The 8,094-nt window shown below is 65.8% G+C and carries 10 protein-coding genes; 5 read left to right on the plus strand and 5 right to left on the minus strand.

What is annotated here, in order from left to right:
- On the minus strand, positions 1-233 hold a 233-nt coding region (locus tag J5F18_RS14850), incomplete at its 3' end, for an elongation factor P hydroxylase (protein WP_346299343.1).
- A gap of 130 nt (positions 234-363) precedes the next feature.
- On the opposite strand from J5F18_RS14850, the gene J5F18_RS14855 reads away from it, so the two are divergent.
- From J5F18_RS14855 to J5F18_RS14865, 3 genes are all read left to right on the plus strand, one after another.
- Positions 364-1,818 carry an MATE family efflux transporter gene (locus J5F18_RS14855; protein WP_346299344.1) on the plus strand — a complete coding sequence of 485 codons (1,455 nt, stop codon included), beginning with the start codon at positions 364-366 and terminating at the stop codon, positions 1,816-1,818.
- Positions 1,805-2,848, plus strand: a complete 1,044-nt coding sequence (locus J5F18_RS14860; RefSeq protein ID WP_346299345.1) for a DUF3080 family protein — start codon at positions 1,805-1,807, stop codon at positions 2,846-2,848. The genes J5F18_RS14855 and J5F18_RS14860 overlap by 14 nt, the downstream gene beginning before the upstream one ends.
- Before the next feature lie 120 nt (positions 2,849-2,968).
- Complete coding sequence (locus J5F18_RS14865) at positions 2,969-3,679, plus strand: hypothetical protein (protein WP_346299346.1); 711 nt, start codon at positions 2,969-2,971, stop codon at positions 3,677-3,679.
- A 31-nt stretch (positions 3,680-3,710) separates the two neighbouring features.
- On the opposite strand, the gene tusA is transcribed toward J5F18_RS14865, so the two are convergent.
- Positions 3,711-3,974, minus strand: a complete 264-nt coding sequence (tusA, locus tag J5F18_RS14870; protein WP_346299347.1) for a sulfurtransferase TusA — start codon at positions 3,972-3,974, stop codon at positions 3,711-3,713.
- Positions 3,975-4,016: 42 nt separating this feature from the next.
- Here tusA and J5F18_RS14875 point away from each other — a divergent pair, with 42 nt between their 5' ends.
- Entirely contained in the window at positions 4,017-4,307 is a 291-nt protein-coding gene (locus tag J5F18_RS14875; RefSeq protein WP_346299348.1) for an antibiotic biosynthesis monooxygenase family protein, read from the plus strand.
- 27 nt (positions 4,308-4,334) lie between these two features.
- On the opposite strand, the gene rlmM is transcribed toward J5F18_RS14875, so the two are convergent.
- The gene (gene rlmM, locus J5F18_RS14880) at positions 4,335-5,405 is read right to left on the minus strand and encodes a 23S rRNA (cytidine(2498)-2'-O)-methyltransferase RlmM (RefSeq protein ID WP_346299349.1); all 1,071 of its coding nucleotides are present in this window, start codon (positions 5,403-5,405) and stop codon (positions 4,335-4,337) included.
- Positions 5,402-5,836, minus strand: a complete 435-nt coding sequence (locus J5F18_RS14885) for a DUF2721 domain-containing protein (protein ID WP_346299350.1) — start codon at positions 5,834-5,836, stop codon at positions 5,402-5,404. The genes rlmM and J5F18_RS14885 overlap by 4 nt, the downstream gene beginning before the upstream one ends.
- A 292-nt stretch (positions 5,837-6,128) precedes the next feature.
- On the opposite strand from J5F18_RS14885, the gene gdhA reads away from it, so the two are divergent.
- Positions 6,129-7,481: an NADP-specific glutamate dehydrogenase gene (gene gdhA, locus J5F18_RS14890; protein ID WP_346299351.1), complete on the plus strand. Its 1,353-nt coding sequence runs from the start codon at positions 6,129-6,131 to the stop codon at positions 7,479-7,481.
- A 425-nt stretch (positions 7,482-7,906) separates the two neighbouring features.
- Here the strand turns inward: gdhA and J5F18_RS14895 are convergent, their stop codons facing one another.
- A complete protein-coding gene (locus tag J5F18_RS14895) occupies positions 7,907-8,065 on the minus strand; it encodes a hypothetical protein (RefSeq protein WP_346299352.1) in 159 nt (52 codons plus the stop codon).
- Positions 8,066-8,094: the final 29 nt, after the last annotated feature.

Genomic DNA, 8,094 nt, shown 5'->3' on the forward strand with positions numbered 1-8,094 from the left:
CAGTAGCCGTAGTCCTCCAACCGGCGGCGACGCGACCCGGCGATGCACCAGTGGGCGATCTCGTGCAGGGCGCTGGCATAGAAGCCCCGGGCGAAGATCACCCGATGATAGGGGCACTCGGCATCGGCCGGCCGGTAGAGGGGCTCGTCGCCGCCACGCATCAGGCGGGTGGCGAGGGTCTCCCCGAACAGGCCGTCGAACAGGGCAATGATATCCTCGAGACGGTGGTTCACGCAGGCTCCATGGCAGGGGGGGAGCGCCATTATAGGGGCTGGCCGGGGCGGGCCAAAGGGGGCCGGGCCTTGCTATGATGGTCGGCTTCCCGCGCCCACCGGGAACGCCCTCTGCCTGGAGCGACTGACCTTGCCCACCGTCCTCACCCGCCTGCTCCACACCGGCCGCCGGGAGACGCGGCTCCTGCTCGCCCTGGCCCTGCCGATCTGTGGCGCCCAGCTCGCCCAGGCCGGCATGAGCGTGGCCGATGTGATGATGACCGGACGGCTGAGCGCCACCGACCTGGCCGCCGTGTCGGTGGGTTCGAGCCTGTGGCTGCCGCTGATGCTGTTCATGACCGGCACCCTGATGGGGCTGACCCCCATCGTGGCCCAGCTGCTGGGCGGCCGGCGCACCCGGGAGATTCGCCCCCATGTGCACCAGGCGCTGTGGGTCGCCCTGGCGCTGGGGATCGCCGCCGCGCTCCTGCTGTGGTTTGCGGTGACGCCGATCTTCGCGCTGATGGACGTGCCGGAGACGGTGGCCGACCGCTCGGCGGCCTACCTCTCGGCGGTGGCCTTCGGCATGCCCGGCGCGGCGCTCTTCCAGGCCTTGCGCGCCTTCTCCGACGGCATGAACCACACCCGGCCCTCGCTGTGGATCAGCCTGATCGGCCTGGCGGTGAATATCCCCAGCAACTATGTGCTGATCCACGGCGGCGAGGGGCTGACCGGCCTGTTCGGCGACTGGCTGCCCGCCGGGTTCCAGGCGCTGCCCGCCCTTGGCGCCTTCGGCTGCGGCATCGCGACGGCGCTGTCGCTCTGGGCCATGTGCCTGGCCATGGCCCTCTATACCCGCCGCGCTCGAGCCTATCGCGAGGTGTCGCTCTGGCACTCGCCCGCCCCGCCGCGCTGGCGGGTCATCGGCGCGCTGCTGCACGTGGGCCTGCCCATCGGGGTGGCGATCTTCGTGGAGGTGACCCTCTTCACGCTGATCGCGCTCTTCGTCGCCAGCCTCGGCGAGGTCACCGTGGCGGCCCACCAGGTGGCCCTCAACTACACCTCCATCCTGTTCATGCTGCCGCTGTCGCTGGGCATGGCGCTGACCGTGCGGGTCGGCAACACCCTGGGCCAGGGACGCCCCGCCTACGCCCGCCAGGTGGCCTGGAACGGCATCGCCGTCAGCGTGCTGGTGGCGCTGCTCAACGGCGCCCTGTTGTGGTTCACCGCCGAACCGGTGATCGGTCTCTACACCCACGACGCGGCGGTGCAACGCCTGGCCCTCTCGCTGGTCTTACTGGCCATGGTCTACCAGGTCTCGGACTCGCTGCAGGTGAACCTGGCCGGCGCCCTGCGCGGCTACAAGGACACCCGCATCATCATGCTGATCACCCTGGCCTCCTACTGGCTGGTGGGGTTGGCCGGTGGCCACTGGCTCGGCACCCGGGGCCTGCCCGGCCTGGTCGACCCCATGGGCGTTCACGGCTACTGGGTGGGGTTGATCGCGGGACTCACCGCCGCCGCGCTGCTGCTGGGCGTGCGGCTCAGACGCATCGGCAAGGCGGTGGCAGATGGCGAGCGAGGAGCGATCCATGATCATCTCTAGGCGGTCCGTGCCGCTGCTGCTGGCCGCCGCGCTGGGCGGCCTGCTCGCGGCCTGCGGTGGCGGCGAGGCAGACAGCGACGCCCTGCTGATCGACTACCAGCGCAGCCTGGCGGATCGGCTCGACCTGACGCCTCCCTCCCCCGAGGCCCCGCACAACATCGGCGCCTTCCCCGAGCGCCGCGACCGCCTGGTGAGGATTCCCGAGACGCGGGAGGGCCTGTTCAACGTCTATGCCCTGCGCGAATGCCATATCACCACCCTGGTGGCGGAACGCAACAGCGCCCTGGGGCGCGTCGCGCCGGCCAGCAGCCAGTGGCGCTACGAACTGATGCTCTGGGCGCGCCTGGAGGCCTGCCTCGCGAGCGAAGTGCCCAAGCGACTCGGCGAGGCCGACCTGGAGCGGCTCCAGCGACTGACCGCCACCAAGACGGAGCAGCTGCCGGAGGTCGCCTGGAATGGTCTGTTCGGCTCCGACGAGTGGGCCGGCAGCTTCTCGCGGGTCAGCTCCCCGCTCGCGACCACAGCACTCTCTCCCCCCGAGGCGCAGCTGGGCGCCCTCGCCTACCTCCAGGCGCTGACCGAGGCACCGCTGGACGATGCCCCGCTGCCGGACCTCGAGGAACTCGAGGGACACCTGCGCGCCCTGAACGGACGCCCCTATACGGCCGAGCTGCTGCGCACCCTGATGCTGGGCACCCAGCGCCTGGAGGAGGCCTCGGCGCTGATCAAGCTGGCCCTCGCCCGACACGATGGCTGCCAGGGCCCCGCCCTCAGCTCGACGCTGGATGACAACGAGGACGACGAGCGCCTGGCGGCGTGGCTGGGAGCGCTCGACGCGGCCGCCGGGGAGTGGATGACCCGGCTCGATCCGCTGTTCGACTCCCTGGGCTCCCCGCCCGAGGCGGTCCACGCCTACCACCGGGACTGGCTTTCCCCAGGCAACCCCGAGACACCACTGCTTGCCTTCCAGGACGCCAGGGACCGGCACCTGGCGCTGCGCCGCGACCATGAGCGGCGCTGCGGGACTTAACCTGGCCGACCGACTGTGATATTGGTGGGAGCCAGAGTGACGCAGTGCGCTTCCGTTCGGGTAGGAGGAGCTTCGCTCCCCGCGCCGATGCCGTGATCACGCAGCCTGTGGAGGAACGTCATGGGAATCCCGCTGTCACCCCGCCCCTGCCGGGTCATCGACCTGGAGACGATGCGCCAGCGTCAGCAGGCCAGGCGCCGCCTGATTCGCCTCGCTCCCGAGCTGGACGGCCTTGAGATGGTCTATCGCCTGGCCTCCAGCCCGGACACCCTCTATGGCATGCCGCTGCTGGCTTGGGGACTCCGCGAGGATGGCGAAGTGGTCGGCCTGGTCCCCTGGATGGAGGCGCTGACGCCTTGCCACCGCCTGGATGATCCGGAGCACGGCAGCTTCGTCGGCTACCGGGACCCCGAGACCGAGGAGCTCTTCGAGCTGGCCCCCGAGCACAAGGTCCTGGAGCTCGAGCACGCCGCAGCCTACTTCGACTACGAGGAGACCGATCAGGTTACCCTTATCCAGCAGATCCCCGAGACCCAAGGCACCCACGCCCTGTGCATGGATGAGGGCGACGCCCCCTGGCAGCTCAAGCAGGTGTTCGGCTGGCGACTCTACAGCGACGGCACCATCGAGGCGCTGCTGGCCGACGAGCGGCTGGTGGAGTCGACCCCGATCCTGCCGTGCGACCCTTGCCTCTACCCCGGGCACAGCCGCCACCGAGTGGTTTACTTCTTTCAGCGTCAGATCGCCAACCGCATCCGCCGCGAGGACCCCGAGACCCTGGAGGCGCTCGCCCTGATGGTGATGCCGGAAAGCTCCGCGGCGTCGCCCTGAAGAAGCCGCCGTGGATGGCGGCGGGACAGGATTAGCCCAAACGGATAAAGTACAGGTAGCGGTCCTCGAGCTCCTCCCGATGGATCAGCTCATGGCCCAGGAACTGGCAGAACTTCGGCACATCCCGGGTGGTGGCCGGATCGCTGGCGATGACCTTGAGCACCTCACCGGGCGTCATGTCGCGCACCTTGTTGTGCATCAGCATGATCGGCTCGGGGCAGTAGAGCCCAGAGGTGTCGAGTTCGACCTGGAAATCGGGCGCCGCCGCGGGAGGGACGTCACGGGAATCAACCATCGATGGCCTCGTCGTTGGGTAACATCAGTCGGAGCATGCTAGATGATCAAGATCATTATCGAACGCCGCATCATGCCGGGTCTCGAGCAGGAGTACGAGGAGGCCGCCCGCGAGGCGATGCGCCACTCCCTGGGAGCCAGGGGCTTCGTGGGCGGCGAGAGCCTTGTCGAACTCGGCCACAGCGATCGACGTCTGATGATCACCAAATGGCGCGACCTGCGCGCCTGGAAGGAATGGTACACCAGCGAGGAGCGCTCACGCGTGATGCAGCGCCTGCTGCCACTGCTCACCGAGGAAGAGCGCATCCGCATCTACGAGCCGACCACCCACTGACTCCGCGCCGCCGTCGACCAGCTGCCGCTACTCGAGCAGCCGCACGTGCACCGTCACCTCCTCGCGATCGTGATTGAGGTGGCGGCAGCCAATCTCGGCGGCCACTCCAACCCTTGCCAGGGCCTCCTCCAGGCGCTGCAGGCAGGCCGCCACCTCGGGCCAGCGACGCTTCATCGGCAGCTTCAGGTTGAACACCGCCTCACGACACCAGCGACGCACCAGCCAGCGCTCCACCATGGCCTCGACCCGAGCGGGCCTGTCGACGATATCGCAGACCAGCCAGTCGAGCCGATAGGGCGGCTCCCACACGAACCCATCCTCACGCAGGTGCTCCACCTGCCCCGTGGCCATCAGGGCCTTGTTCATCGGGCCATTGTCGATGGCATAGACGTGCATGCCACGATGGACCAGCTGCCAGGTCCAGCCCCCGGGGGCGGCACCCAGGTCGGCCGCCTGCATTCCCTCGGCGAGACGCTCGTCCCACTCCGGGCGTGGCACGAACTCGTGCCACGCCTCCTCCAGCTTCAGCGTCGAGCGACTGGGCGCGGATTGGGGGAAGCGCAGCCGACGGATGCCCCCCGGCAGCTCGCTTCGATTGCCGGGGAAACTGATGCCGAGCTGGACCCGGTCACCGGCGCTCCACAGCAGGTGCAAACGCCGCCCTCCGGCCTTGCGCCTCAGGGCCCCGCGCTTGGCCAGGAGTGATTCCAGCGGGCGTGACAGCGCCTTGGTCAGACCGGCCAGGGCCTTGCCATCATTGGTGTCGGGCGTCTCCTGCCAGACACTCTCGAAGCTCCAGCCGCTCTCGGCCAACTGTTCGAGGATCGGCGACAGCCGGTCCTCACGGGAGAGCGACAAGGGCGACAGCGCCACCAGGCTCTGGCGGGCAAACACCAGCGAGCGAAGCGGAAGGGCACGATGAAGGCCATTGGCGGGCTCATCACCCGCCAGGCGGAACCGCACGAAGCCGCCTCCAGCAGCATGAAAAGCCTCCCCCGACCACCCGGCCTCGCCGGCCTTGTCGGCGACCTCCTCGGCCAGATCGCGCTCGAAGCCTGGTCGGCAATAGAACAGCAGTTCCATCGGCACCTGGCTCATCCTGCCTCACGCCTCCGACGCTCATCCCTGGCCGGGCCCGATGCCAGCAGCTCCTCGATATCCTGGAGCTGGACGTTCAGTGCATTGGTGGAGATCTGGATCTCCCACAGGGAATAGATCAGCGACACCGACAGCGTCACCAGGCTTGCACCGAACAGCACCATACCGGTCAGTTCCAGTGACAGAAAGAGGGCGAACATCGACAGGGTGCAGAGCAGGAAGCTCAACACACCGGCCAGCTGCATGCGCTTGGTCAGGGAGATCCGCCGTCGCAGCAGCAGAATCTGCCGGGCATTGGCTTCCTGGTGCTGGTTGCGCTCCTCATCGGCCAGCTTGCGAATCAGCTGAGCCAGTACCAGGAAGCGGTTGGTATAGGCCAGCAGCAGCAGCGAAATGGCCGGAAACAGCAGTGCCGGCGTGGTCAGGGTCAAGTCGAACTCTCCGCGATGGGTGACGCCACCCATCATATCAGCCGGATTGCCAGTGGTCCGAGAAACACCTTATCGTTTAATAAACATCTATGAAGATAAATTTATGCATCCATTTGGTGCGCCAATAAAGGACATTTTCAAGCATTTTTGGCTCATATCAATGTCTATCCAACGCATAGCCTATACAGTTGATGCATAATGGTGCATTACTATATATTGAGTACCCTTGAACCCCCTACAGGTTGGCCGCCCATGCGGCGGACAGGAATACACCCTTACACAGGACGCGACCATGCCCTACGTTCACGACACCCTCGAACGCCTCCGCAAGAGCAGCCCCGCCCAGACCGAGTTCTACCAGGCCGCCGAGGAGGTCCTCGAGTGTCTGCGTCCGCTGTTCGAGCGCAGCCCCCACTACCACGACCACGGCATCATCGAACGCATGGTCGAACCCGAGCGCCAGATCATGTTCCGCGTCTGCTGGACCGACGATGCCGGCAAGGTACGGGTCAACAAAGGCTACCGCGTCCAGTTCAACTCGGCGCTTGGCCCCTACAAGGGTGGCCTACGCTTCCATCCCAGCGTGACCTCCGGCACCATCAAGTTCCTGGGCTTCGAGCAGATCTTCAAGAACGCCCTGACCGGCCTGCCGATCGGTGGGGGCAAGGGCGGCTCCGACTTCGACCCGAAGGGCAAGTCGGACGGAGAGATCATGCGCTTCTGCCAGTCCTTCATGAACGAACTCTTTCGCCACATCGGCCCGAACACCGACGTGCCGGCCGGGGATATCGGTGTGGGCGCCCGCGAGATCGGCTATCTGTACGGCCAGTACAAGCGCCTGACCGGCCGCTACGAGGGCGTCCTCACTGGCAAGGGGCTGAACTGGGGCGGCTCTATCGGCCGCAAGGAAGCCACCGGCTACGGTGCGGTCTACTTCGCCCAGAACATGCTCGAAGCCCGTGGCGAAACCATCGAAGGCAAGACCTGCCTGGTCTCGGGTGCCGGCAACGTGGCCATCTACACCATCGAGAAGCTCTATGAGCTGGGCGCCACTCCCATCACCTGCTCCGACTCCAGCGGCACCCTCCATGACCCACGCGGTATCGACCTTGAGCTGCTCAAGGAACTCAAGGAGGTCAAGCGCGTTTCACTGGAGGAGTATCTGGATAGGCATCCGGAGGCGACCCATATCCCGGTAGGCGATTATCCGCGCGACGGCCATGCCGTGTGGCGCATCCCGGCCGATGCGGCCTTCCCCTGCGCCACCCAGAACGAGCTGACAAAGGGAGATGCCGAGACGCTGCTGGGCAACGGCGCCACCTGCATCAGCGAAGGCGCCAACATGCCCTCCACAGCAGATGCTGTCGAACTCTTCCTGGATGCCAAGATCGCCTATGGCCCCGGCAAGGCCGCCAACGCCGGCGGCGTGTCCACCAGCCAGCTGGAGATGGCGCAGAACAGCAGCATGGAGCAGTGGTCCCTGGAAAAGGTAGACGCCAAACTCAAGGAGATCATGGCCAATATCCACAAGCAGTGTGCCGATACCGCCGAGGAGTTCGGCGAGCCCACCAACCTGGTACTGGGCGCCAACATTGCCGGTTTCCGCAAGGTAGCCGACGCCATGATCGACCAGGGCGTGGTGTAACCAGCGCCTCTCCCCTTGGGGTCGCTTTATCGAGAAAGCCCGGGCCAGATGGCCCGGGCTTACTTGATTACTGCCTACCCGCACCCTGCGCATGACGTCAGGGTGTGTAGCCCCCCCGAGTTCGACACTTCCAGCCCGATTTTGGCCTGAAATCGGCACCTGTGGATTGAAAATTCAGTGAGTTAGCAACTCCCTGACAGAATCTCTGTAGTGACACGTTTTGAGCCGTTTCCTTGCGATTTTGGCCAGCTGGGCTGTATCTTGCTATGCAGGTGGTAACGGAAGAGAGCGTTACGATTTCTCGCCTTTCTATCAAAAAATCAACCACCTGCAAGGCTTGAAGGTGGTTGTAGTGCCAATTTCAGAAACGTGTTTTCTGGAAAAACAGCCACTTGCGCTTCTATCTGTTGAACTCGGGAGCCCCATCACACGTGGGGCAGGAAACCGCGGCGTGCGCGGGACTCGCACAGAGCCTCTGCCATCTTCATGATGCCGCGCCACAGGCCACGCATCAGGGGCATGAAGACAGGACGGGCATCGACCTGATCCCAGATGGTCGGGAAAGCTGCCTTGGCGTTAGTCATGGTATGAGCCTCGCTTCATGATTCATGTT

This window comes from Halomonas sp. BM-2019 (assembly GCF_017584085.1).